A 23,560-nucleotide genomic window follows, 5' to 3' on the forward strand; every position below is an offset into this window, starting at 1 on the left:
TTTAGTTAATTGAATTTTATAACAAAATTCCTTTAAAGATAATAAGATAAAAGAAATACGATTATTATTACTTGAAGTTTTTCTTGATGCGGTCTAAGTTACGCTTGTTATCTCTATCTTTTATGGTGTCGCGTTTATCGTACAATTTTTTTCCTTTTGCTAAGCCAATTTCTAGTTTTGCAAAACCTTTGTCATTAATGAACAATCGCAAAGGAATGATGGTTAGACCAACATTTTTAACTTCTTTTTCAAGCTTTTTTAACTCACGTTTGTTTAAGAGTAGTTTTCTTGTCTCTTTTGGTCTGTGATTTATATAGTTTCCATATGCATACTCCTCAATAGTCATATTGACCACAAAAAGTTCACCTCGATCATTAAACTCACAAAAACTCTCGGCAATAGAGGCTTTGCTATTTCGTATAGATTTAATTTCGGTGCCTGTTAAAACGATTCCAGCAGTGTATTTGTCAAGAATTTCATATTCAAAACGCGCTTTTTTGTTTTGTATGTTTATATGTTTCTGCATGAAGTTCAAAACTACATATTTTATTATTTATAATAGTGTTATTAATTAGCTATTTTTGCGACAAAGCTTAATAAAAATACTAGAAATGAAGCGCATTTTATTTAGTCTTACTTTTATTTTAATTGTTACATCATGTAAACCTGAAAAAACATTAACTACTCAAGATATAGTTGATAAAACTATTATGGTTTCTGGTGGCGAAAAATTTAAAACATCTACCATTTCATTTGATTTTAGAGATATATATTATAAAGCAAATAGAAATAATGGCGTATACCAATATGAACGTGTTTTTAATGATTCTCTTGGAGAAATTAGAGATGTTTTATCTAACGACGGATTTAAAAGATATATTGATGAGACTAAAGTAGCGGTTGTGGATTCTATGACAGCTAAGTATACAAGATCTGTTAATTCAGTACACTATTTTTCAGTATTGCCCTTTGGGTTAAATGACGCAGCTGTTATTAAAGAACTTTTAGGCGAATCTAGTATAAAAGAAAAACTCTACTACAAAATAAAAGTATCATTCAACCAAGAAGGAGGAGGTGACGATTATGAAGATATTTTTGTGTATTGGATTAATAAGGAGAGTTTCAAAGTAGATTATTTAGCTTACTCTTATATGGATAGCCCAACGGAATTAGGTTTGAGATTTAGAGAAGCTTTTAATGAGCGTTATGTAAATGGTTTGAGATTTGTAGATTATAAAAATTATAAGCCAGAAGATGAAACTTTAGACTTATTTATCTTAGACTCTCTTTTTGATTCTGGAAAACTTAAACTACTTTCTAGGATAGAGAATGTAAATATTAAAGTTGACTAAGAGCTAATCAATAACCAAAAGCGTATCCGACTTTTCACCACTTGGAGAAATAGTTACGATATACAAGTTAGCGTTGTTGTTATCATCTATACTATCATATTTTTTAGCCCCTAAAACAGCATTTACAAAAGCAGGAGTAGTATTACTATGTCCAACTACAAGTACTGTTTTTCCTAATGTGTTATTAGCAAATTCTTCAGAAAATAATTGTCTTGGGTCATAAATAGTTACTTCTAGCCCCTTTTTTTCAGCAGTTGGTTGAGCAGTTTGTTTGGTGCGATTATAATTGGTAGAATAGACAGCGTCAAATTCAATGTTTTCTAAAACAAAACTCCATTTTGCAGCTCTTAAAAGTCCCTTTTGAATTAAATTAGGATCTTTGTTGGTCTTGTCGCTTCTATCTTTTTCGGCGTGACGAATAAAGTAATACGTTGTTGTTTTTTCGTTGCTTTTTGAGTCTTGAGCAAATGTTGGCAGAGTTAAAAGTAAAACAATGCAAAGTATAATAAGTCGTTTCATAGTATTGTTTATGTGTATTATCCCAAAGATAGAATAGTTTAGTAACTATCTTATTAATATTTAAAAAAAATCACTTTAATCTAGATAGTATTTTGCAATAATAAAAAAGAATAAAAACTACATTAATACTTAATCTATAAGGTAATTATTGTCGAATTAGTTATTTTTAGGGTTGGAAAAAAGAAAGTGGAAGGCATGACCTCAAATAAAATAAAATCACATAATAAGCGTAATGATGGTATTCCATTTGATGCTAATATATTTAAGGATATTAATATTAATAAAAGCGCTGTTGAAAGGCGTGCTGCAACTTTGAGTGGAAGACGCTCAGTAAAAAAGCAGTGGCAAGCAGCATGGTTGCTTAAAGCATTAAGTTGTATAGATTTAACCACACTTGCAGGCGATGATACTAGAAGTAATGTACATAGATTGTGTGCTAAAGCACAATCACCTGTAAGACACGATTTGTTAAAAGCTATGGAAATGGACGATGCCAATATTACTGTTGCCGCAGTTTGTGTGTATCATAATTTAATAGGAGATGCAGTTGAGGCATTGAGAGACAGTAAAATCCCTATTGCAGCAGTTTCCACAGGATTTCCAGCAGGAAATATTCCTTTAAAAGAAAAAATTAAACAAATAGAATTATCAGTAGCAGCTGGAGCCTCTGAAATAGATATTGTTGTAAGTAGAAATCTAGTTTTACAGTCTAATTGGAAAGCATTATATGATGAGGTTGCAGCATGCAGAAAAGCTTGTGGTGAAGCGCACATGAAAACCATTCTAGCCACAGGTGAAATACCTACCTATAGCAAAGTAGCCAAAGCAAGTTGGGTAAGTATGATGGCAGGATCTGACTTCATTAAAACAAGCACAGGAAAAGAAAGTATTAATGCCACAATTCCTGTGAGTCTTGTCATGATTAGAGCTATTAGAGAATATTATGAACTAACAGGTTATAAAGTAGGCTTTAAACCTGCAGGAGGAATCAGTAAAGCAAAACAAGCCTTAAATTGGTTGATTTTAATAAAAGAAGAATTAGGAGACGAATGGCTAAACTCTGAATTATTCCGATTTGGAGCAAGCAGTTTATTAGGAGATATAGAGCGTCAGTTAGAGCATTACGTTACAGGACGTTATTCGGCATCGTTTAGACACCCAATGGCATAAAATTTATACAATGAAGATTAAAGAGATATACGAAACAATGAGTTATGGTCCTGCACCTGAAAGTGCAGACGAAGCCATTCAGTTTTTAGAATCGCATAAAAGAGAATTTAAATTATTCATTAATGGAAAATGGGTAAAGCCTTCTTCTAATGAGTATTTTGAAACCATAAACCCTTGTACTAAAGAAGTGTTGGCTAAAATTTCTGAAGCTAACGAAACAGATGTAAATAAAGCAGTTACTGCTGCTAAAAAAGCATTGCCAGAATGGGTAAGTATTGGTCCTCACAAAAGAGCTAGATACTTATATGCTTTGGCTAGACAAATACAAAAACACTCTCGCCTTTTTGCGGTTTTAGAATCTTTAGATAATGGTAAACCAATAAGAGAAACCAGAGATATTGATATTCCTATCGTAGCAAGACATTTTTACCATCATGCTGGTTGGGCACAATTAAGAGATACCGAGTTAAAGGACTATAAAGAAGTAGGTGTTATAGGTCAAATCATTCCTTGGAATTTTCCATTAATGATGTTAGCTTGGAAAATTGCTCCAGCCATTGCTATGGGAAATACTGTCGTTTTAAAACCAGCTGAATATACACCTTTAACAGCTTTATTGTTTGCAGAAATTTGCCAGCAAATAGGGTTGCCAAATGGTGTTGTAAATATCATAACAGGACATGGTAAAACAGGTGCAACTCTTGTAGACCACAAAGAAGTGAATAAAATTGCATTTACGGGCTCCACCGAAGTTGGTAAAATTATTCGAAGAGCTACAGCTGGAACTGGTAAAAAGTTATCATTAGAGCTAGGAGGTAAGTCGCCTTTTATTGTCTTTGAAGATGCCGATTTAGATAGTGTTGTTGAAGGTGTGGTTGATGCTATTTGGTTTAATCAAGGTCAAGTTTGTTGTGCAGGGTCAAGGCTACTAGTACAAGAAAGTATTGCAGATAAACTTTATAAGAAGATTAAAGCTAGAATGGAAACCTTGCGTATAGGAAATGCACTTGATAAAAGTATTGATATGGGAGCTGTAGTGGCAAAGGTTCAATTAAAAATAATTACAGATTTGGTTAAGCAAGGTGTAGACGAAGGTAGCACGCTTTGGCAACCATCATGGACGTGTCCAAAAGTCGGTTATTATTATCCACCAACCTTATTTACAGATGTTACACCATCGTCAACCATAGCGCAGGAAGAAATTTTTGGACCAGTTTTAGTGGCTATGAGTTTTAGATCTCATAAAGAAGCTGTTAAGTTGGCAAATAATACACGTTATGGTTTAGCTTGTAGTATTTGGACGGAAAATATCAATTTAGCATTGGATATTGCGCCTCAAATTAAAGCTGGAACTGCTTGGATAAATTGCACCAACGTATTTGATGCTGCTGCAGGTTTTGGAGGCTATCGCGAATCAGGTTTTGGTAGAGAAGGAGGTATTGAAGGATTGTACGAATACCTCAAACCTAAAGTTGATGATTTACTTTCTGATAAGCCAATTAAAGTTGCTAAAAAGACTGCAGCAAAACCAAATAGTAATGGTCAACCTAATGGTATAGATAGAACTACAAAAATGTATATTGGAGGCAAACAAGCAAGACCAGATGGAGGTTACAGTACCGTTATTAAAAGCGAAAACGGTGATTATTTAGGTGAAGTATCTAAAGGAAATAGAAAAGATATAAGGAATGCAGTAGAAGCCGCACACTTAAATTCTAGTTGGGAAGGTAAAACAGGGCATGCTAAAGCTCAAGTATTATATTATATAGCTGAAAATCTTGCTATTAGGAGAGAAGAATTTGCGGACAGAATAGTACAAATGACCAATCAAAATATGGCTTCAGCATTAGAAGAAGTAGATGTGTCAATCGATAGAATTTACTACTATGCAGCCATGGCAGATAAATATGATGGTAAAGTACATCATACTATACATAGAAATGTAACCTTAGCAATGCCAGAAGCTATTGGTGTTATGGGTATTATTTGTCCAAATGAGTCATCTCTATTAGGATTTATTTCAACAGTTATTCCAGCGATTGCTATGGGTAACAACGTTGTAGTTGTTCCTTCAGAAAATATGCCATTTTCAGCGACCGATTTTTATCAAATTTTAGAAACATCTGATGTACCTGCAGGAACAGTAAATATTGTAACAGGTTCTAAGGATGAATTATCCCAAGTTTTAGCAAAACATGATGATGTAGATGGTATTTGGTATTTTGGGACTAAAGAAGGTTCTAAAAATATCGAATTATTGTCAGCAGATAATATGAAAAGAACTTGGGTAAATTATGGAAAACACAGAAATTGGTTAGACAAAACTCAAGGTGAGGGAACTACGTTCTTAAGAAAAGCAAGTCAAATAAAAAATATTTGGATTCCTTACGGAGAATAGATTAAACGAAATAATACAAGAGATGAGTAGTATTCATATAGAAGCTAAAGTTGGAGATATTGCAGAAACTGTATTGCTTCCTGGAGACCCTTTAAGGGCAAAATATGTAGCAGAAACCTACCTGAAAGATGTTGTTTGTTATAATAAAGTTAGAAACATGTTTGGTTTTACAGGGTACTATAATGGTAAAAAGGTCTCTGTTCAAGGAACTGGAATGGGAATGGGAAGCGCTTCCATATATATTCATGAATTAATTAACACCTATAATGCTAAAAACTTAATTAGGATAGGGACATGTGGCTCGATACAAGAAAATATTAATTTGGGTCAAGTGGTATTGGCAATGAGTGCTTCGGGAGATTCTGATGCTAATAGCTTGTATTTTGAAGGCATGCATTACGCAGCCACTGCTGATTTTGATTTATTGTTAAAGGCTTATGAAGCAGCACAAAAACTAAATATAAAAACCTATAAAGGCTCTGTGTTTAGTACTAATACTTTTTACGATGATATACCTAATAGATGGGGAAAATGGCAAAAACATGGAATTTTAGGTGTAGAAATGGAATCACAAATGTTATTTACACTAGCCAAAAGGTTTGATGTAAAAGCATTGTCTATACTTACAGTAAGTGATAACATTGTAACTGGTGAATCAACAAGTTCAAAAGAAAGAGAACAATCGTTTAACGATATGATGAAAATTGCTTTGGAACTAGCATAAAATTATATATTCTTTTGGTAAAATCTAACCAGAATTACTCTTGTAATTCTGGTTTTTTTGCATTTGCTAAATATATAGATAAGATTTTCTTAACTCAAGTATAAAAAAACACTTACAATGACTTCGGTCAGCTTTTAAGGATTATTTCGGATTTATTTTTGCTCAAAATTTAAACCAAATAATCATGAAAAAAACAATTTTAACATTATTAGTAGCTGTAGCATTTGTATTTAATATTCAAGCTCAAGAAGAAAGCCAAGGCTTTAAAGGAGCATGGTGGGGATTAGCAGCAGGTAGTTATACTAACACTGAAGGTTCTGACGCTGTATTTACTTTATTACCAGCTGTAGGTAATTTTATTTCTCCAACTGTAACTGTTGGTGGTGCTTTAGGTTACACAAACGCTATTGGAAATACTGATACTTTTATAGTAAAGCCATTGGCTAGAAAGTATTGGGGAGTTACCGATAAATTCTTCATTTTTGGTGAAGCAAACGTACCTTTATTATTTAATGAAAATTTTAACGGCTATGGATTTAACATCGAGCCAGGTATTGATTATTTTATTGGAGGTAAATGGACTATCGAAGCTAAATTTGGTAGATTTGGTTACAATGTAATTAAGCCAGATGGAGGAGATTCTGTAGGAACAACAAGTTTAGGATTTAATATGTTTGATAGCCAAACTCAAGAAGGTCTAGGTTCTGGTTTAACACTAGGATTAAAGTATATTTTCTAAGAATTTGTTAAAAATAAAAAAAGCCGCTAAAAGCGGCTTTTTTTATTTTATTGTACAGCCAAAACCGTAAATCCAGCTTTTCTAAGGAGTTTAATAACACCATATTCACCAGCTAAATGCCCAGCGCCAACACCAAAGAAAGTAGGTTGAGCTTTAGCATATTCTTCAATTCTTGGAATCCAATTGATATTTCTGTTTTTAAGTAAAATATCTTGATGTTTTGCTGTTGTTTTGTTGTTTTCATCATCCATCATATCTAACATAGCAGTAATGTTTTCTTCTTCATAAATTTTAAACATTTTTGCAAAAGTAGCTTTATCATAAGCTAAGTTATCTTTAGCCATTCTTATTAAGTCTGCGACTTGGTCTTCATAAGGTATAGTTTCAAATACTTGTAATTGATCTTCAATAGTTTCTAGACCGTAAACTTCTTCGTTTTGCTCTTTAGTGGCTTTCATTAATTCCAGTTCGAACGATTCCATTGGGCAATCCATCATTTTTGGATAAAGCATTGATGTTAAAAAAAATGGTTTAATATTTTGCATCATGTTTATGGACATTCCTGCTTGGTTCGTAAATAAAGAATCTATAGCTGAAAATTCTTCATCTGATACGTAATCCTTTAGAGTTTTTCCATCTTTCATGTACATGCCTCCCATCATTTTGCTTTGCATTGTTGGGTCGTCCATATCAAGTTCTAGAACCAGTTGAGTAGTTGCATCTAGAGCTTTTTTAATATCGCTGTCTAATGATGCATCACAGGTAATATGGATGGTTCCAAATAAATAAGATGGTTTTTCTAAACCATTTCCCGAAATTTCCCAAAGTGTTGAATTTTCCAGTTGTTGTGCTTTTGTAGCTGTAATTGAGAAAAAGACGCATAGCAAAAGTGACAATAAGTGTTTCATGAGGTTATTTTTAATTATGCTCTATAAGTAGTTTGTTTATATAAATTGTTACAAAAAAAAGCAACAATCATCGTTTTTTCGAATCATGTTGCTTTTCAACTAACCAACCAAATATAAGACTGTATATAAAACAAATTGTTACATCACTTTAACTAGATTAACTAGGTGTTAACATAGTTTTCGGAAAATTAAGCTACAATTTGTTGATTTATTATTTCTTCCATAATTTTTGCAGAGTGAGTAGTGCCAATTCTATCGGCTCCTACATCTATGTATTTTAATGATGTCTCAATATCTTTAATATCACCAGAAGCTTCAATTTTTGCTAGACCTTTAAGGGTTTTTTTAATCATTTTCACAGCTATAAAAGTTGCTCCGCTTTTTGAAAATCCAGTAGATGTTTTAATAAAATCTGCTTTAGCATCAATACATATTTGACAGATTCTAAGAATTTCATTTTTAGAAAGCTCGCTAATCTCAATAATTACTTTTAACGGTTTTTTACCTATGGCTAATTTCACATCGCGAATATCTTTGTAAACTCCAACATAATTCATTCCCTTAAGCATTCCTAGGTTTATAACCATATCAATTTCATCTGCACCATCTTCTATGGCTTTTTTAGCTTCCATCACTTTTGCTCTTGGAGAAGCGGTACCAAAAGGGAAACCTATAGTAGCACAAACTTTAACATCACTTTTAATTACATTATTTTTTGCAGTGAAAACGTTGCAACTATTTACACACACTGAATAAAGATTATGTTGCTTAGCCTCGTTGCATAATTGTATAATTTCTTTTTTAGTTGCTGTGGGCTTGAGTAGTGAGTGATTGAAATAGGCTTGGAGCTGCATAGAATTTTGTTTTAAGTTTACCCTTTATTTTATATACGGTGTGTTTTAAAAGATAGATTTCAATGCTTTAATATTTATGTTTTATTTAAGATTTTTGACTTAGAAACAGTGATCTTAAAAAAAAGCAACAATCATCATTTTTAATGAATCATGTTGCTTTTTCAACTAACCAACCAATTATGAAAATTCGTGAAAACGAAATTTACATTTCTTCTACCAAATCATTTTGGTTTCTAAATACCAGTTTATCATCAAATGCATCTAAAAGTATAATACTGTCTGTTGTTACAGTTCCAGCTAGTATTTCTTTACTTAAGGCATTTAAAACTTCTTTTTGAATGACTCTTTTAACAGGTCTTGCACCATACTCTGAATTGTATCCTTTTTCTGCTAAATACGTTATGGCTTCTTGTGTGGCATCAAAGGTAATACCTTGTTGTGTGACCATTTTTGTAACCGATTTTAACTGAAGCCCAACAATCTCCACAATATTTTCCTTTGTTAGAGGTGTAAACATAATAGTGTCATCAATCCTGTTTAAAAACTCTGGACGTACACTTTGTTTTAATAATGCCAATACATCAACCTTTGCAGCTTCAATCGCAGAATTTATATCTTTTGTTGCTTCAAATCTGTCATGAATAATACTGCTTCCCATATTCGATGTCATAATAATAATGGTGTTTTTAAAATCTGCAACACGGCCTTTATTATCTGTCAATCTCCCTTCATCTAACACTTGCAATAATATGTTAAACGTATCAGGGTGGGCTTTTTCTATTTCATCTAGTAACACTACAGAGTAAGGTTTTCTTCTAACCGCTTCTGTGAGTTGTCCACCTTCATCATAACCGACATATCCTGGAGGTGCACCTACTAATCTGCTCACAGCATGACGTTCTTGGTATTCGCTCATATCTATTCTTGTCATCGCATTTTCATCGTCAAATAAATATTCAGCTAATGCTTTAGCTAATTCGGTTTTACCAACTCCTGTGGTTCCTAAAAATAAGAAGGTTCCTATTGGTTTTTGCGGATTTTGTAAACCTGCACGACTACGTCTAACAGCATCACTTACAGCCACAATTGCTTCCTCTTGACCAACTACTCGTTTATGTAATTCATCTTCAAGTTTTAGTAACTTTTCACGATCGGATTGCAGCATTTTTGTTACAGGAATCCCTGTCCATTTGGCCACTACTTCGGCAATGTCTTCATAGGTTACTTCTTCTTTGATTAAGGAGTTTTCTTGTTGACTAGAAAGAATTGCCTGTTGCGCTTCAAGCGTTTCTTGAGCTTCTTTTATCTTTCCATATCTAATTTCGGCAACCTTACCATAATCGCCTTCACGCTCAGCACGTTCTGCTTCTAACTTAAAGTTTTCAATATCTTGTTTTGTGTTTTGAATATTGTCTACAATCTCTTTTTCACTTTTCCACTTAGCGTTTAGGTCGTTTCTAACTTCCTTTAAGTTTGCTAAATCCGATCTTAGTGATTTTAATTTAGATTCATCTTTTTCACGCTTAATCGCTTCAATCTCAATTTCTAATTGCATAATCTTTCTATCCAGAACATCTAATTCTTCTGGCTTAGAGTTTATCTCCATACGCAGTTTTGATGCAGCTTCGTCCATTAGGTCAATAGCCTTGTCTGGTAAAAATCGATTGGTAATATATCTAGTAGACAATTCTACTGCGCCAATAATAGCCTCGTCTTTAATACGTACTTTATGGTGTGTTTCATATTTTTCTTTAATACCTCTAAGAATAGAGATTGCACTTTCGGTATCTGGTTCGTCAACCATCACTTTTTGAAAACGACGCTCTAATGCCTTATCCTTTTCGAAATATTTTTGATATTCATCTAAGGTTGTTGCACCAATGGCACGTAATTCTCCTCTTGCCAAAGCTGGTTTTAAAATATTAGCAGCATCCATAGCACCTTGACCACCACCAGCACCAACAAGTGTATGGATTTCGTCTATAAATAATACGATATCTCCATCGCTAGTAGTTACCTCCTTAATAACTGCTTTTAAGCGCTCTTCAAACTCACCTTTGTATTTTGCACCAGCGATTAATGCTCCCATGTCTAGAGCGAATATTTGCTTGTCCTTGAGATTTTCAGGAATATCACCATCAATAATACGGTGTGCTAACCCCTCAGCAATAGCTGTTTTACCAGTTCCAGGTTCTCCAACCAAAATAGGGTTGTTTTTGGTACGACGTGATAAAATTTGAAGAATTCTTCGTATTTCCTCATCACGACCAATTACAGGATCTAATTTCCCGTCTTTTGCTAATTGGTTAAGATTTTTGGCATATTTATTTAAAGAATTATAGGTGTCTTCTTGACTTTGCGAGGTTACTCTATCACCTTTTCTTAATTCATCAATAGCAGCTTGTAAACCTTTTTCGGTAACACCTTGATCTTTTAGCATTTGTGCTATTTTACTTTTTGTTTTAAATATTCCAAGGATTAAATGCTCGATAGACACATAATCATCGTTCATTTTTTTAGCAATTATTGATGCTTCGTTTACCGCTTTTCCAGCATCGCGAGATAACATTATGTCGCTACCAGATACTTTTGGAAAACTATCTAGTTCCTTGTCTAAAATTTGTTGTAAAAGCGGAACGTTTACATTTAATTTTTTTAAAATGAATGGTACTACGTTTTCATCAACATCGAAAATAGCTTTAAAAATATGCTCGTTTTCTATTTGTTGATGCCCAAAACCTTGAGCAAGTTGTTGCGCTTGCTGTATGGCTTCTTGTGATTTTATTGTAAAATTATTTAAGTTCATTGTATGATATTTTTCTTTTCTGGTTAGTTTTGTTCAATAATCTTACCAATGCAATTTAAACGACATTTTGTCTGTAAGGATTAGTGATAATGCGACTTTTAGTCAGTTTGTAAGGTTAAATAATTAGAGCGACTTACATTTTATGGGAATATTTAAGAACATTTTTAAGCCTTCTGAACCAAAGGAAAAAAAATTACTGCCTTGGATTAATTTGAGTGCATTGCATCAATTAGATGATATTTTAGAAAAGTCTAAAACTAAAACGCAACTTATTTTCAAGCATTCCACACGTTGTGGAATTAGCCGAATGGTGATGAACCAATTTATCGATGCTTATAATATTGACGCTAATTTAGACTTGTATTATTTGGACTTACTAAACTTTAGAGACGTATCTAACGAAGTTGGTTTTAGGTTTCAAGTGATGCACGAATCACCTCAGTTACTCATAATTAAAAATGGTGTCGTGGTTGCCCATGCATCTCATGGTGCTATTAATGATTTGGATTTAAAATTATATATTAGTTAAAGTATTTATAAAGTATAAATTAGAATCACGAAAAGTATTTCTAAATTGATAGTTTTACTAAGACTATTAATAAAAATATTTTATGAAAAACAGAACCCTGTTTGTAATTATTGCTTTTTCTTTTTGTAGTACTATTATTTCTCAAGTTAAAGGAACAGAAATAAGTATTGGTACTAATTATATCATTTCTTCAAAAGTTTTAAATCAAGATAGAGACATCCAAGTTTACCTTCCAGATTCTTATAATTCATCAGAGCAAAATTATGATGTTTTGTATGTTTTAGATTCTCAATGGTATTTTTCTAGTGGTGTATCTGTACAAAAGGCGTTACGTACTCCTGGAGCAATTCCAGAAATGATTGTAGTAGGTATAAAAAACAGCAATCCTATGAGAAGAACATTATTTGGTGATGAAAGCGATAAATTTACTTCTTTTTTAAAAGAAGAAGTCATCCAATTTATAGATTCTAATTATAGAACAACAAAAGAGCGGATAATTTTTGGTTGGGAAGCAGCTGCATATTATATAAGTGAGCTAATTTTACAAGAAAAAAAATTATTTTCAGGAGCCATTATTACTGATGGGGGATTTGCATCTGAAGAAATAGTAAAAGGATTTTCATCACCCTCAAATGTTTATTTGTATATGGCTAATTCTAAAAAAGATATTTACTATGTAGGTTCATCTGATGCTTTTAATGAGATATTACTTAAATATAATCCCAAAAATCTAATTTGGAAATATGAATTGTTCAATAATGAAGTGCATGAAACCTTGGCTCATTTAACAATGTATAAAGGAATACGTTATTATTATCACAATTATGATTCGTTAGTTTTTGAGAGCTTAAAAGCATATGAAGATTTAGGAGGGATGCAGTATCTAAAAACATTTTTTACAGAAAGAGCAAAGCGTTTTGGAGGTGATGGTAACATTGATAATAGTACGAAAAACTCATTAATTTGGTTAGCATGGAATAGAGATAATTTTAAATATTTCAGTTATTTTATGGAAGAATTTAAAGATGTGTTATCTACTAAGAGATATGCGTCGGCTTATTGGCAAAATAGATTTGGTCAGTTTTATTTAAAACATAAAGATTATAAAAATGCTATTAAGTATTTTGAAAATGGAATTTCGACTTATCCAAACTCGACATTTGATGCTTCTATGAAAAAAGGACTAAAAGAAGCAAAAATTAATTAATACCTTATGGTTTAAAATATATCTTATGAAAAAAATTCTTCTAATAATTAGTTTTCTTTTTATTGCACAATTAAGTGCTCAAGAAAATAAGAATGATTTAATAATTGATTTAGTAAATAATAAGTTAGATGAGCTTTGGAAAGATTCAACAGCTCCAGGAATATCATTATCAATTGTATTGCCAGATGGAAAAGCAACGACATTAACAAGAGGTTATGCGAATATTGATAAGAAAACAGAAATGTCTCCTACTACTAAAATGCTTGGAGGAAGCACTGGAAAGGTGTTTTATTCGGTAGTGGCACTTCAATTAATTGAAGAAGGTATAATTAAACTCGATGAACCAATTTTTAATGCCATGTCAAACTATACTTGGTTTGAAAGGATACCCAATGCCAAAAATTTAACAGTTCGTTCATTGATGAGGCACGAAACAGGTATTCCTAGATATGTGTTTAGCGAAGCATTTCAAGTCGATATTTTGAAAGATGCAGATAGAGTTTGGAAGCCAGAAGACTTACTATCATATGTTTTTGATGCAAAACCAGAATTTGAAGTAGGAGCTAATTTTGCCTATTCAGACACAAATTACATTGTACTTTGCATGCTTATTGAGAAACTAACAGGAAATTCTATATATGATGAGGTACAAAAAAGAGTTTTAAATAAAGCTGGACTTAATAATGTAGTTCCTCAAACTAAAAGAATGTATAAAAATCTTGCTCAAGGTTATAATGCGGATGACGATCCATTTTTTCCAGGTGTACAATTTGATGAATCTGGTAAAAGTCGTTATAATTTACAATTTGAATGGGCTGGTGGAGGTCTTGTAATTACTACACATGATTTAGCAGTATTGGCAAAGAAAATATATGAAGGTAAAATGTTTGATCCTAAACTTCTTGATGAATACTTTAAAGGTATAGATGCTGGTAGGATGGGTGGTACTTGGGGATTAGGAGTTCATATTCGAGATACACCTAACGGTAAAGTATATGGACACAGCGGTTTTATGCCTGGATATGTCACAAACATGATGTATTATGCTAAGGATAAATTTTCAATTTGCTACCAACTAAATACTTCGGAAAGGGCAAAAACTTCTATTATGAGATATCTTCCATCTATTGGAAAGTTAATTAGCGAAGAATTAAATAAATAAATTAAAAAACTCCCAATAATTATTGGGAGTTTTTATTTAGTTTAATGCATAAGAATTAATAATTTTTTTGAGCTGCATTTTTAAATCTTCGCCTGTATCGTAAATCATTTGTTCTTCATTAGGAAATGGTACTGCACGTCTTTCTAGAAAAGGCATTAAATCTTTTTCTAAAGCTCTTCTATCTCCTCTAGATGTCGCATAAATATGCTCAAAAATAAACTCACTTGATAACGGGAAATTATCTAAGAGTTGTTTCGTGCTCAAATTAAAGAATTCTACGTTTCCAACAACTTGAGTTGCTTTAAACTGCTTAAATTCGTAGTATTCACAACGTATATTTTTTAATTTATCAACTTTAATAATTTTTCCAAGACTATCTTTTACTACTTGACCATCTTCGTCTAATAAGTTCTTTTTACCGTCTACAATTTGCTTTTCTTTTATAATTTGACGCTCTTTAATTTGCTCTGGAGAAATATTGATTTCTCTTAGCTTAACTTGCATATTATAGTCATAGTCAAGGTTATCTTGAGGTGTACCATGATATTCTACCCAAAAGTTATTAAGTCCATAACTACTAAAGTTTAGTAAATCGCTTTCAAGACGCTCAGGAATAACCTTTCTAGAGTCATTAATCATATCAACCAAAACAAAATCGGTGCCTTTATGGTGAGCTACGTCCATAAGCTGGCGCACATCTTTATAATTTGGATTTATATTTTCAATTTCACTTAAGTCATCATAAGCATATCTATAATCTAATTTGTTATTAGAATTTAATAGTGCTTTAGCGTTTTGATACAATTGCTCGGATGCATTATTCTTATAAGTTATTATTTGATTTGAATAATTTTGAAAATCGAATTTAGCTTCCTTGCCACTAACATACAGTGGAAGTAATGGCTTAATACGTTCTTGTCTGTTTTTTAAAACAACATAAGCATCGTATATACGCAGATAATTTTCTGGATTATTTTCTTTTTTTAAAAAATCGATATTTTGTAAATCACGCTGGGTAACTTTACCAAATGCTTCTTCAAGCATTAATATATAATCCGATTTTCTTTTTTTGTCTTTATTGGTCCTTAATTTACCAATAGCATCATTAATTGCTTGGTCATAATTTCCAATATTTAGACTTTTTTCAATTTGCTTACTGGTGCTACAAGAAAGCACAAAAAAAGTAATAACTATTAATAGTAGTAGTTTTTTCATCTGATATAAATTTGGGCAATTGAAACCTTTATTTCAACTGTGGTGCAAAATACATACGATATGGATTAAATGCAAATAAACACGATAAAATGTATAATTTATAAATATATCGTAGGAATAATCTTTAATTTCTTGTGCTTAACAGAAAAACTCCCAATGTAATTGGGAGTTTTTGTTTAACCTCTTAAACTATATGAATTAATAATCCGCTTAAGTTTTTGTTTTAAGTTTTCACCAGAGTCATATACCATTTGCGCATCTGTTGGAAAATGCATTTGCCTTTGGTTTACCAAAGTTCTGTCGTGATTGTTTAAAGCTCTTTTGTCGCCTCTAAACCTCGCATATCTGTTTTCAAATACAAATTCTGTATCAATTGGAAATGCATCCAACACTTGATTCGATTTTAGGTCTGTATATACAATATCTGCTAAAATTTGAGTCGATTTAAATTGACTAAACTCAGCCAATCGCGCTCTAATATTCACAATACGGTCAATTTTAATATCGTTACCTAGGCTATCTTTCATTACATTTCCGTCTTCATCTAGCTTATAATCCCAACCATCAACAATTTGCTTTTTTCTAATTAATTGTCGCTCTCTAATTTCTTCAGGCGAAATATTAATTTGCTTTAATTGTAATTGCATGGTATAATCGTAAGCAATAGTTTCGTTTTTCACAGAATGGTAAACTGTCCAAAATTGATTTAATCCGTAGGTATCAAAATCTAATAAATCTTGCTCTAAACGATGTGGAATAATTTGATGCGTCCTGTTTTCAATATTCACAATCACATAATCTATTCCTTTTTGATGTGCCTCGGTTAGTAATTCCCTAACTTCTTCAAAATTTGGATTAATACGTTCTATATATTTAAAAATACTATAGGCTTCTCTGGCATTATACTTATCATCAGAATCCAACAGGTCAATACCTTTATCTATTAAATAGTCAGATGCCTTGTATCTATAATCAACTAAATCATCGGTATAGTTATTAAATTCTAGATTTAAATATTTATTTCCAATTTTTAATGGAAGTACTGGCTTAATAGCTTCTTGACGTGCATCCAAATCGGCATAAATCTCATAAATAGTTTTATAATGCTCTGGATTGCCATCTTTTTTAAGACGCTCAATAATTTTTAAGTCACGCTCTACAACTTTGTAGTAAGCATCCTCTAGCAACACAACAAATTTTTCTTTTCGCTTTTTGTCTTTGTTGTTTTCAAGTTTCTTTAAAGCATTAGTAATGGCAACGTCGTAGTTGCCAGAGTGCAATTGCTTTTCAATTTGCTTTCTTCCACCACAAGATACTAGTACTGAAAGAAGGACTGTTAAGAGTAGTAATTTCTTCATAATCTTGTGTTTTTAATTGATTCATATCAATAGAATTTCAATTATGATGCCAAACAAAAAAATAACCTTCAATAAATAATATTGAAGGTTATAAGTAATTGTTCTATAATTGTTTACTATTTTTTCTTTTTTGAATTAAAAACAGGAAGTAATTCAGTTTTTACTTGACCAAACCCAATACGAACATCATCATTTTCACAATAACCACGCATAATCACAGTGTCATTATCATTAATAAATTTACGCTTTGTACCATCTTTCATTTTTATTGGTTTTTCACCTCGCCAAGTCAATTCTAGCATTGAGCCATAAGAATCTTCGGTAGGACCAGAAATAGTTCCGCTTCCCATCATATCTCCCGAATTAACAGGACATCCATTACTAGTATGATGTGTTAATTGTTGCGCCATATTCCAATACATATGCTTAAAGTTGGTGCGAGACACTACAGTTTCTTTGGCACCTTTTGGTTTTATAGCAGCTTCTAGATTAATATCAAAACTCTTTTTTCCTTTTGACACAAGGTATTGTAATGGTTTTGGATCTTGTTTTGGAGACTCTACCCTAAAAGGCTCTAATGCATCAAGCGTAACTATCCAAGGTGATATAGTAGAGGCGAAATTTTTTCCTAAAAAAGGACCTAATGGAACATATTCCCATTTTTGAATGTCTCGAGCGCTCCAATCATTAAATAATACTAACCCAAAAATATAGTCTTCTGCCTCCTCAATTGGAATAGGCTCTCCTAAATCATTGGCATCAGTCGTTATAAAAGCCATTTCCAATTCAAAATCTACTAATTTACTTGGTCCAAAAACAGGTTTGCTTGCGCCTTCAGGTAAAGTTTGTCCTTGAGGTCTATGTATTGGAATGTGAGTTGTTACTATAGAAGAGCTTCTTCCATGATATCCAACAGGTAAGTGTAACCAATTTGGCATTAATGCATTTTCCTTACCACGGAACATGGTTCCTACGTTTGTAGCATGTTCTTTACTAGCATAAAAATCAGTATAATCTCCTACTAATACAGGCATTTGCATTTCGATTTCATCTAGCCTAAAGCATACAATTTCTTTATGCTTTTTATTGTTTTTAAGTGTTTCGTTATCAGCATCAAAAATTTCGGCTATTCTATTTCTAACTGCTCTCCATGTTTTTCTCCCATCTGCAATAAAATCATTCAAAGTATCTTGAAGAAAGATATCATCAGTTAAAGGAATACCATCAAAATACCCTAATTGATGCAATGCTCCTAAATCTATGGCTGTGTCACCAATTCTTGTACCAATAGTGATAACATCTTCTCTTGTTAAAAAGACGCCGAAAGGTATATTTTGGATTGGGAAATCGGAATGTTTATTGACGTATAACCATGATGCTCTATTTGGGTCATTTGCTGATATAGACATAGTATATATTTTGATTGGTTTTTAATAAATGTTAGTTCAAACCTACATAATTTTTTAATAATAGATGTGATTTTTAAGTTAAAATGTAGGTTCAATCACACTTAATAAGTGGTTAATAAATTGCTAAGTAAATATATGTTTTTTACGCAATTAAACTAATGTATTTACTATTTTTGAGTTTAATAATCACATAATTAAAATTTATGCAACGCGATAAACAAATTTTTGAATTAATAGAAGCAGAAAAGGAACGCCAATTACACGGTATAGAATTAATAGCTTCAGAGAATTTTGTAAGCGAACAAGTAATGGAAGCTGCAGGATCTGTATTAACTAACAAATATGCTGAAGGATATCCTGGAAAACGCTATTACGGTGGCTGTGAAATTGTAGATGAAGTCGAGCAATTAGCCATTGATAGAGCCAAAACCTTATTTGGTGCAGAATATGTAAATGTACAACCACATTCTGGAAGTCAAGCAAATACAGCTGTTTTTTTTGCATGCCTAAACCCAGGTGATAAAATATTAGGCTTTGACTTATCTCACGGAGGACATTTAACTCATGGCTCTCCTGTAAATTTTTCAGGTAAATTATATAATCCTGTTTTTTATGGCGTAGACGAAGCTACTGGAGAATTGAATTATGATAAAATGGAAGCTATTGCAAAAGCAGAACAACCAAAATTGATTATTGCTGGAGCATCTGCGTATTCACGTGATATGGATTTTAAACGTTTTCGTGAAATCGCTGATAGCGTTGGAGCAATTTTAATGGCAGATATTTCACATCCAGCAGGATTGATTGCTAAAGGGATATTGAATGACCCTTTACCACATTGCCACGTTGTTACTACTACAACACACAAAACATTAAGAGGACCAAGAGGAGGGATGATTATGATGGGAAAAGATTTTGAAAACCCATTTGGTCTAACGTTAAAATCAGGGAAACCAAAAATGATGTCATCATTGTTAAACTCCGCGGTTTTCCCAGGGAATCAAGGTGGTCCATTAGAACATATTATTGCTGCTAAAGCCATTGCATTTGGTGAAGCATTGACAGACGATTTTATGCATTATACTTTACAAGTAAAGAAGAATGCCGATGCTATGGCAAAAGCTTTAGTTGATAAGGATTATCATATTATTTCTAATGGAACAGATAACCATATGATGCTCATTGACCTTAGAAATAAAAATATTACTGGAAAAGATGCAGAGCAAGCATTAGTAAAAGCTGATATCACAGTTAATAAGAATATGGTACCTTTTGACGATAAATCACCATTTGTAACTTCTGGTATTAGAATTGGTACACCAGCGATTACCACTAGAGGTATGAAAGAAGAAGATATGGCGCCAATTGTGGAGTTAATTGACGAAGTAATTATGAACTACGAAAACGAAGCTGTTTTAGAAGCTGTCAAAGAAAAAGTATTTGCTATGATGGCACATAGACCATTATTTGCTCAAAACGAATATCAAGCATAATAAATAAAAACGCCTGCAATCAGCAGGCTTTTTTTATTCTATTTTTCTAAAGGACCTTCCCAAATTACTTGTTCAATCATCCATTTGTCACCACGCTTAGAGAGTAAAACATAGTCAATTCCCCAATATGCAGTAATTTTAGCCGATGCAATAGTATTGCCAATGTCTAAGATTTCTACTTTTTTTGGTGCATCGTCTGCAGCAAATTCTTTTTTGTCTTTTACGTTTTTGGCAAAGGCTAAGGCTTTTTCAAATGACATATGACCTACTTGTCTATAATTATCAGAGTCTTTGTCTTTCCAGAATCCAAATTTATTTAAACTAGGTTGTAAGCTTTCTTTAAGTTTAGCTGTGTCACCTTCATAAAATCCTTCTAGATAATTCATACAGGCTTTTTCTACACCAGCTTTATTGGAGGTTTGTGCTTGGGATAAACTGAATGCTAATACACATAGCAATATTGTAATTGAACGTCTCATGAGTTTGTGTTTACTGTTTTTTTTGATTTTCAATGCCTTAAAGTAAATAAAAGCATGATATGTTATAGTTAAAAAGACGTTAATTGTCTTCAAACTCAACACTTTCGTAAGCCCCTAAATCTGGAGTGACACTTCTAGTAGTGTTTAGAATATCTGTTGATAAATTACCAAATACAATTCCAAAATTATCTACGGGAGAACCATTTGGAATTTTTAACTTGTTGTTATTTGGGTCTAGAAATCCTGGATCTTGATTAAAAATAACATTCTCGTATAATAAACTGTTATTAAAGTCGTACAAATCACCAGTAAAATTATTGTTTGAGTTATCGAATTTTATCAAACTATTGGTGAATTTAAAGTTGAAGTCATCAGCTGGGTCTCTGTCTAAAATCAACTCAGGGTTGTCATTTCCATAAACAATGCAGTTCGTGAAGTTAGCTTCATCTAATGGATTTGTGAATACAGTATTGTCTTCATCAATGATGAAATTATTCAGTAACACCGACGGGAACTGTCTAAAGCTATTGTTCCAATAGTTAGCAAAGGTTGTATGTACAAAGTTATAGGATCCTCCGTAAGTGCCAGCAAATGATGATTGTCCACTATTGTTTACCACAACATTTTCCCCATAAATAGAGGTGCCTCTACCTAAAATACCGAAATTACTGGAATTGTAAATTTGTGAATTTGTAAGTGTAAATTTTGTTGGGTCATCTTGATTTCCATCACTTAAAACGCCTATAGTGCCGTTTTTTATAGTAGCATGATTAATAACATTATCTACACTATTGTTGAATAGCCAAATAGTTTGCCACTGTCCAGGAATATCAGCAAAAGCAGGTTCTAATCGGTCACCTTCAAAAATCACTTCACCTTCCATAAGTTCTTGATCTAAACTTGGTACACCATTAACTTTTAGCGATGCTCCATCGGTAATTAACAAGCCAGAGTTGGCATGAAAATGTACTCTTGCACCAGATTCAACAGTGAGTGTTTTGCCATCAGCAACTGCTGCATAACCATAAATTACATAAGATTTCTCGTTGGTAAAAGTGAGTTCACTATCATCGAGAAAACGACCTTCAATTGTGGTTTCGTCCTCCATTCCATCACCATCTACATCAAAGGTGAGTGTTTCAGTTATATATTCGCCTTCAGAATTTAAAAAACGTTGCGGATAAATAAAATTGGCATCTTTTACAAGGGTTACCAATTCTACTTTTTGAAGGTTATCTCCAGAATCAAACTCAATAGCATCTGTATATAAAAATTGTGTTTGTGAAGCCGCTAAGTCTTGGATATCTATAGTAGTTTCAATAAAAATATACATACTGTCTTTTGCCAACATTTCAATATTTTCGAACACTTTACCAATAGCTTGGTTAGAACCTCCTTCAAGACCAGTAGTGCCATCAATAGTCATTCGGTAGTAAGAATTATAACCCTCACTGAGTTTTATTGACGGAATTATAATATCATCATTACTATTATTATAAACTTTTAAGTTGTAAGTACTTGAGCCAATATTGGTAAAAACAGTATCTAGATATACGGTGTCTTTTGAGAATTCTAGTGAGCCAGTACTTGCAGAAAATTCAAAATCTTTACGACAGGAACTCCAAAAAACGAGAATGGTTAGGCTAAGTATAAAATAAGATAGACGCTTCATGTTGTAAAAGTAAACTTTCAAACTATTTAATTCCAATTTTTGAGTTTAAAAAATAGTAGATAATTAAAAATATAACTTTTGATTCTATGAATTAGTATTTATTCGAATAAATCGGCTATTTCTTCAGTAATCCGAGTTGGACGATTTGTTGAAGTACTCAACAAACACCAAACAGTTTCCGCCTTCACAAGTAATGTAGTGTCCTTGTACATTTCTACAATACGAGTGGAAGTAACACCTTTAGATTTAGTGACATACGTTTTAATTAAAATCAGGTCATTTAAAAATGCTGGAGACTTATATTCTATAAAATGATTTACAACAACCCAAAAGAAAGAGTCTTTAATGTCTTGTGTTACATTTTTTTCCCAATGTGCTTTAGCAATATCTTGAATCCATTGTACATAACGTACATTGTTTACATGATTGAGTTCGTCTAAATCGTCTTTAGTAATTTTAATGCGTTGTTCATAAACCTGCATACAGTTTAGTTTTCAACAATTTCTATTTCAAAAAGTTTGTCCCAGTGTTTTCCTGTTACAAATATTGTTTTAGTATCTGGATTGTAGGCGATGCCATTTAAAACATCTAATGTTGGATGTTGCTTTACTTTTTTCTTTAATGATGAAAAGTTAAGCAAACCTTCTACGGCACCATTTTTAGGGTTAATTATAGCAACACCATCGTTTTGATAACTATTAGAATATATTTTGCCGTTAATCCATTCTAGTTCATTCAAATTTTCAACTTTTCCCTTGTTTCTATATACTTGAATATGGTCTTTTTCAACTAGAGTTTCTGGGTCTAAAATCCAAATATTTTCTGTACCATCACTTTTATAAAGTACTTTTCCATCATTGCAAAGCCCCCAGCCTTCTTTACTTTTTCCGTATTTAAAATTGCTCTTTTTCTCAAAAGTATTGACGTCATATACGAATCCAATACCACTTTGCCAAGTGAGCTGATAGATGTTATTATTTAAAATGGTAAGTCCTTCTCCGAAATATTCTTTTGCTAAATCAATATTTTCAAGCACTTCGCCCGTTTTGTAATTTACCTTTCTAAGCTTAGATTTTCCTAGTTGACCAGTACTTTCGTAAAGCTCTCCATTATAAAACTCCAGTCCCTGAGTATAAGAAGTAATATCGTGTGGATATTCGTTAATAATGTTGAAGGTATAGATTTTTGGAGCTTCACTGCTTAAAATAATAATATTGGTTGAAACAGTTTCATTTTTATCATTATAATAAACCGTTGCTTCAATAACCTGCTTTCCTAGTTTACTTCCGCTTAAATCTAGATTATTTTTAATTTTTTGATTGTTCATTTTGTAAACTACAGAATCAATTGCGTAATTCTTTGAGTTTTTAATGGATAGTGTTAAAGTTTCGCTATTAGAAATAGCGTTTTTAGTAGTATTGGTTTCGATTGAAAAGTTCTTCGATTTTTTTTCAGAATTACTACCACATGCAATCATTAATAGTGGTAATACTATGATAGTAAGAATTTTAAGGCAACGCATAGTTTTTGTTGAATTTTTTAGCAATTTATTTATTTAAATTCAGT

At 32.3% G+C, this 23,560-nt stretch carries 21 protein-coding genes; 9 read left to right on the forward strand and 12 right to left on the reverse strand.

The genetic code is table 11. The annotated features are described in order from the left end of the window. Nucleotides 1-67: 67 nt before the first annotated feature. A complete protein-coding gene (gene smpB / locus HB672_RS07875; RefSeq protein WP_167610607.1) occupies nucleotides 68-526 on the reverse strand; it encodes an SsrA-binding protein SmpB in 459 nt (152 codons plus the stop codon). Between the two features lie 85 nt (nucleotides 527-611). Between smpB and HB672_RS07880 the strand changes: the two genes are divergently transcribed. Continuing rightward, complete coding sequence (locus tag HB672_RS07880; protein ID WP_167610609.1) at nucleotides 612-1,352, forward strand: DUF6503 family protein; 741 nt, start codon at nucleotides 612-614, stop codon at nucleotides 1,350-1,352. Between the two features lie 3 nt (nucleotides 1,353-1,355). Here the strand turns inward: HB672_RS07880 and HB672_RS07885 are convergent, their stop codons facing one another. Beyond that, entirely contained in the window at nucleotides 1,356-1,871 is a 516-nt protein-coding gene (locus tag HB672_RS07885) for a phosphoglycerate mutase family protein (protein ID WP_167610612.1), read from the reverse strand. Nucleotides 1,872-2,066: 195 nt separating this feature from the next. Here HB672_RS07885 and deoC (HB672_RS07890) point away from each other — a divergent pair, with 195 nt between their 5' ends. The 4 genes from deoC (HB672_RS07890) to HB672_RS07905 all read left to right on the forward strand — a co-directional run bounded on the left by deoC (HB672_RS07890) (nucleotide 2,067) and on the right by HB672_RS07905 (nucleotide 6,902). Beyond that, on the forward strand, nucleotides 2,067-3,041 hold the full coding sequence (gene deoC / locus HB672_RS07890) for a deoxyribose-phosphate aldolase (RefSeq protein ID WP_167610615.1): 975 nt from the start codon (nucleotides 2,067-2,069) through the stop codon (nucleotides 3,039-3,041). Between the two features lie 10 nt (nucleotides 3,042-3,051). Beyond that, nucleotides 3,052-5,439 (forward strand): aldehyde dehydrogenase family protein, encoded by a 2,388-nt coding sequence (locus HB672_RS07895; protein WP_167610618.1) that lies wholly within the window; start codon nucleotides 3,052-3,054, stop codon nucleotides 5,437-5,439. A 22-nt stretch (nucleotides 5,440-5,461) separates the two neighbouring features. After that, nucleotides 5,462-6,163 (forward strand): purine-nucleoside phosphorylase, encoded by a 702-nt coding sequence (deoD, locus tag HB672_RS07900; protein WP_167610621.1) that lies wholly within the window; start codon nucleotides 5,462-5,464, stop codon nucleotides 6,161-6,163. Nucleotides 6,164-6,347: 184 nt separating this feature from the next. Continuing rightward, nucleotides 6,348-6,902, forward strand: coding sequence for a hypothetical protein (locus tag HB672_RS07905; protein ID WP_167610624.1), 555 nt, complete (start codon nucleotides 6,348-6,350; stop codon nucleotides 6,900-6,902). Nucleotides 6,903-6,949: 47 nt separating this feature from the next. On the opposite strand, the gene HB672_RS07910 is transcribed toward HB672_RS07905, so the two are convergent. The 3 genes from HB672_RS07910 to clpB form a co-directional block, all read right to left on the reverse strand. Then, nucleotides 6,950-7,810, reverse strand: coding sequence for a TraB/GumN family protein (locus tag HB672_RS07910; RefSeq protein ID WP_167610627.1), 861 nt, complete (start codon nucleotides 7,808-7,810; stop codon nucleotides 6,950-6,952). 188 nt (nucleotides 7,811-7,998) lie between these two features. Next, nucleotides 7,999-8,664: a deoxyribose-phosphate aldolase gene (gene deoC, locus HB672_RS07915; RefSeq protein ID WP_167610630.1), complete on the reverse strand. Its 666-nt coding sequence runs from the start codon at nucleotides 8,662-8,664 to the stop codon at nucleotides 7,999-8,001. A 202-nt stretch (nucleotides 8,665-8,866) separates the two neighbouring features. Beyond that, entirely contained in the window at nucleotides 8,867-11,470 is a 2,604-nt protein-coding gene (clpB, locus tag HB672_RS07920) for an ATP-dependent chaperone ClpB (RefSeq protein WP_167610633.1), read from the reverse strand. Between the two features lie 142 nt (nucleotides 11,471-11,612). Here clpB and ytxJ point away from each other — a divergent pair, with 142 nt between their 5' ends. From ytxJ to HB672_RS07935, 3 genes are all read left to right on the forward strand, one after another. Then, nucleotides 11,613-11,999: a bacillithiol system redox-active protein YtxJ gene (gene ytxJ, locus HB672_RS07925; protein WP_167610636.1), complete on the forward strand. Its 387-nt coding sequence runs from the start codon at nucleotides 11,613-11,615 to the stop codon at nucleotides 11,997-11,999. 82 nt (nucleotides 12,000-12,081) lie between these two features. Then, complete coding sequence (locus tag HB672_RS07930; protein WP_167610639.1) at nucleotides 12,082-13,206, forward strand: alpha/beta hydrolase-fold protein; 1,125 nt, start codon at nucleotides 12,082-12,084, stop codon at nucleotides 13,204-13,206. A 25-nt stretch (nucleotides 13,207-13,231) separates the two neighbouring features. Continuing rightward, entirely contained in the window at nucleotides 13,232-14,368 is a 1,137-nt protein-coding gene (locus tag HB672_RS07935) for a serine hydrolase domain-containing protein (RefSeq protein ID WP_167610642.1), read from the forward strand. A gap of 36 nt (nucleotides 14,369-14,404) precedes the next feature. Here the strand turns inward: HB672_RS07935 and HB672_RS07940 are convergent, their stop codons facing one another. The 3 genes from HB672_RS07940 to fahA form a co-directional block, all read right to left on the reverse strand. Further along, nucleotides 14,405-15,583, reverse strand: a complete 1,179-nt coding sequence (locus HB672_RS07940; RefSeq protein ID WP_167610645.1) for a hypothetical protein — start codon at nucleotides 15,581-15,583, stop codon at nucleotides 14,405-14,407. 176 nt (nucleotides 15,584-15,759) lie between these two features. Further along, complete coding sequence (locus HB672_RS07945; protein WP_244306596.1) at nucleotides 15,760-16,941, reverse strand: hypothetical protein; 1,182 nt, start codon at nucleotides 16,939-16,941, stop codon at nucleotides 15,760-15,762. Nucleotides 16,942-17,057: 116 nt separating this feature from the next. Next, the gene (fahA, locus tag HB672_RS07950; RefSeq protein WP_167610648.1) at nucleotides 17,058-18,350 is read right to left on the reverse strand and encodes a fumarylacetoacetase; all 1,293 of its coding nucleotides are present in this window, start codon (nucleotides 18,348-18,350) and stop codon (nucleotides 17,058-17,060) included. A 203-nt stretch (nucleotides 18,351-18,553) separates the two neighbouring features. Between fahA and glyA the strand changes: the two genes are divergently transcribed. Further along, nucleotides 18,554-19,843, forward strand: a complete 1,290-nt coding sequence (gene glyA / locus HB672_RS07955; protein WP_167610651.1) for a serine hydroxymethyltransferase — start codon at nucleotides 18,554-18,556, stop codon at nucleotides 19,841-19,843. 38 nt (nucleotides 19,844-19,881) lie between these two features. Here glyA and HB672_RS07960 read toward each other — a convergent pair whose 3' ends face one another. The 4 genes from HB672_RS07960 to HB672_RS07975 form a co-directional block, all read right to left on the reverse strand. Then, on the reverse strand, nucleotides 19,882-20,322 hold the full coding sequence (locus HB672_RS07960) for a nuclear transport factor 2 family protein (RefSeq protein ID WP_167610654.1): 441 nt from the start codon (nucleotides 20,320-20,322) through the stop codon (nucleotides 19,882-19,884). 79 nt (nucleotides 20,323-20,401) lie between these two features. After that, complete coding sequence (locus tag HB672_RS07965; RefSeq protein ID WP_167610657.1) at nucleotides 20,402-21,994, reverse strand: hypothetical protein; 1,593 nt, start codon at nucleotides 21,992-21,994, stop codon at nucleotides 20,402-20,404. A 98-nt stretch (nucleotides 21,995-22,092) separates the two neighbouring features. Next, a complete protein-coding gene (locus tag HB672_RS07970; protein ID WP_167610660.1) occupies nucleotides 22,093-22,476 on the reverse strand; it encodes a thioesterase family protein in 384 nt (127 codons plus the stop codon). Between the two features lie 5 nt (nucleotides 22,477-22,481). Next, nucleotides 22,482-23,516 carry a glutaminyl-peptide cyclotransferase gene (locus HB672_RS07975; RefSeq protein ID WP_167610663.1) on the reverse strand — a complete coding sequence of 345 codons (1,035 nt, stop codon included), beginning with the start codon at nucleotides 23,514-23,516 and terminating at the stop codon, nucleotides 22,482-22,484. Nucleotides 23,517-23,560 lie beyond the last annotated feature (44 nt).

The sequence above is a fragment of the Gaetbulibacter sp. S0825 genome (genome assembly GCF_011777505.1).
In the GTDB taxonomy this organism is placed as follows: Bacteria; Bacteroidota; Bacteroidia; order Flavobacteriales; family Flavobacteriaceae; genus Pontimicrobium.

What these genes read in the sequence shown, in the direction of transcription:
- smpB (WP_167610607.1), bottom strand. Translation starts at nt 526, where the DNA reads ATGCAGAAACATATAAACATACAAAACAAAAAAGCGCGTTTTGAATAT.
- HB672_RS07880 (WP_167610609.1), top strand. Translation starts at nt 612, where the DNA reads ATGAAGCGCATTTTATTTAGTCTTACTTTTATTTTAATTGTTACATCA.
- HB672_RS07885 (WP_167610612.1), bottom strand. Translation starts at nt 1,871, where the DNA reads ATGAAACGACTTATTATACTTTGCATTGTTTTACTTTTAACTCTGCCA.
- deoC (WP_167610615.1), top strand. Translation starts at nt 2,067, where the DNA reads ATGACCTCAAATAAAATAAAATCACATAATAAGCGTAATGATGGTATT.
- HB672_RS07895 (WP_167610618.1), top strand. Translation starts at nt 3,052, where the DNA reads ATGAAGATTAAAGAGATATACGAAACAATGAGTTATGGTCCTGCACCT.
- deoD (WP_167610621.1), top strand. Translation starts at nt 5,462, where the DNA reads ATGAGTAGTATTCATATAGAAGCTAAAGTTGGAGATATTGCAGAAACT.
- HB672_RS07905 (WP_167610624.1), top strand. Translation starts at nt 6,348, where the DNA reads ATGAAAAAAACAATTTTAACATTATTAGTAGCTGTAGCATTTGTATTT.
- HB672_RS07910 (WP_167610627.1), bottom strand. Translation starts at nt 7,810, where the DNA reads ATGAAACACTTATTGTCACTTTTGCTATGCGTCTTTTTCTCAATTACA.
- deoC (WP_167610630.1), bottom strand. Translation starts at nt 8,664, where the DNA reads ATGCAGCTCCAAGCCTATTTCAATCACTCACTACTCAAGCCCACAGCA.
- clpB (WP_167610633.1), bottom strand. Translation starts at nt 11,470, where the DNA reads ATGAACTTAAATAATTTTACAATAAAATCACAAGAAGCCATACAGCAA.
- ytxJ (WP_167610636.1), top strand. Translation starts at nt 11,613, where the DNA reads ATGGGAATATTTAAGAACATTTTTAAGCCTTCTGAACCAAAGGAAAAA.
- HB672_RS07930 (WP_167610639.1), top strand. Translation starts at nt 12,082, where the DNA reads ATGAAAAACAGAACCCTGTTTGTAATTATTGCTTTTTCTTTTTGTAGT.
- HB672_RS07935 (WP_167610642.1), top strand. Translation starts at nt 13,232, where the DNA reads ATGAAAAAAATTCTTCTAATAATTAGTTTTCTTTTTATTGCACAATTA.
- HB672_RS07940 (WP_167610645.1), bottom strand. Translation starts at nt 15,583, where the DNA reads ATGAAAAAACTACTACTATTAATAGTTATTACTTTTTTTGTGCTTTCT.
- HB672_RS07945 (WP_244306596.1), bottom strand. Translation starts at nt 16,941, where the DNA reads ATGAAGAAATTACTACTCTTAACAGTCCTTCTTTCAGTACTAGTATCT.
- fahA (WP_167610648.1), bottom strand. Translation starts at nt 18,350, where the DNA reads ATGTCTATATCAGCAAATGACCCAAATAGAGCATCATGGTTATACGTC.
- glyA (WP_167610651.1), top strand. Translation starts at nt 18,554, where the DNA reads ATGCAACGCGATAAACAAATTTTTGAATTAATAGAAGCAGAAAAGGAA.
- HB672_RS07960 (WP_167610654.1), bottom strand. Translation starts at nt 20,322, where the DNA reads ATGAGACGTTCAATTACAATATTGCTATGTGTATTAGCATTCAGTTTA.
- HB672_RS07965 (WP_167610657.1), bottom strand. Translation starts at nt 21,994, where the DNA reads ATGAAGCGTCTATCTTATTTTATACTTAGCCTAACCATTCTCGTTTTT.
- HB672_RS07970 (WP_167610660.1), bottom strand. Translation starts at nt 22,476, where the DNA reads ATGCAGGTTTATGAACAACGCATTAAAATTACTAAAGACGATTTAGAC.
- HB672_RS07975 (WP_167610663.1), bottom strand. Translation starts at nt 23,516, where the DNA reads ATGCGTTGCCTTAAAATTCTTACTATCATAGTATTACCACTATTAATG.